We start from the raw sequence: 957 nt of genomic DNA on the forward strand, positions 1-957 counted from the left end.
TCCTGGGTTGCCGACGCAACCGATTTCTAGATGGGGCACGTCACCCGGACAAGACTCCGGCGCAGCGCGCATGCAGGATAGGGCTGGCGAACCGGGCCAGCGGATAGAAGGTTGTGGGACGTTGGATCATCTCACGAGCGCCACGGGCTTCAGGCAGGGGGGACGTGAATTCGATTGCCGCAGTTGGCGAGCGCAATACCGCGCGCTCACCAACATACGACAGCATATCGCCTCTTCCGAGTTGTCAAAGGCTCGCTACGCCCAGGCTCCGGCCTGCCCTTGACCCCACTCGCAAGGAGATGTGGAGGAAGTAATCGACGATTCGCGAGCGGGCCTTGACAAATTACTGCTCATAGAAGGAGTCCGCGCGGCAGAAATCTGATGTCATCCGGCCGAGCGGAGAAGACGTTGTTAGCAGATGCCAACAAGTTATCTCCCATACGAGCCGCAGCAGCAGATGTTGCTGCCCCACGCGCTGCAAGACTGGCTGCCGGAAGGGCACCTGGCCTATTACATCAGCGACACGGTGGATTCGCTCGACCTGTCAAGCTTCCATGCGCGGTATGCGAGCGGCGGCCCGCGCAATCAACCCTTTCATCCGGCGATGATGGTGAAGGTGCTCGTCTACGGCTATGCGACCGGGGTGTTCTCGTCGCGCAAGCTGGCCAGGAAGCTGCATGAAGATGTCGCGTTCCGGGTCCTCGCAGCGGGCAACTATCCGGCGCATCGCACGCTTTGCGACTTTCGCGCCTTTCACTTGAAGGAACTGTCGGAGCTGTTTGTGCAAGTGGTGAAGCTGGCCAAGGAATGCGGACTGGTCAAGCTCGGGACGATTGCCGTTGACGGCACGAAGATCAAGGCCAATGCGTCGCGTCATAAGGCGATGAGTTACGAGCGGATGAAGAAAGCCGAGCTGGAACTCAAAGAACAGATCGATGCGCTGCTGGCCAAGGCGAA

The 957-nt window shown here is 59.6% G+C and carries 1 protein-coding gene; it reads left to right on the top strand.

Translation table 11 applies throughout. From position 1 onward, the window contains the following. Positions 1 to 418: 418 nt before the first annotated feature. Positions 419 to 957: transposase (locus tag AWB78_RS42780; RefSeq protein WP_198399497.1), on the top strand; the 539-nt coding region annotated here is incomplete at its 3' end.

Source organism: Caballeronia calidae, from assembly GCF_900044055.2.
GTDB lineage: Bacteria > Pseudomonadota > Gammaproteobacteria > Burkholderiales > Burkholderiaceae > Caballeronia > Caballeronia calidae.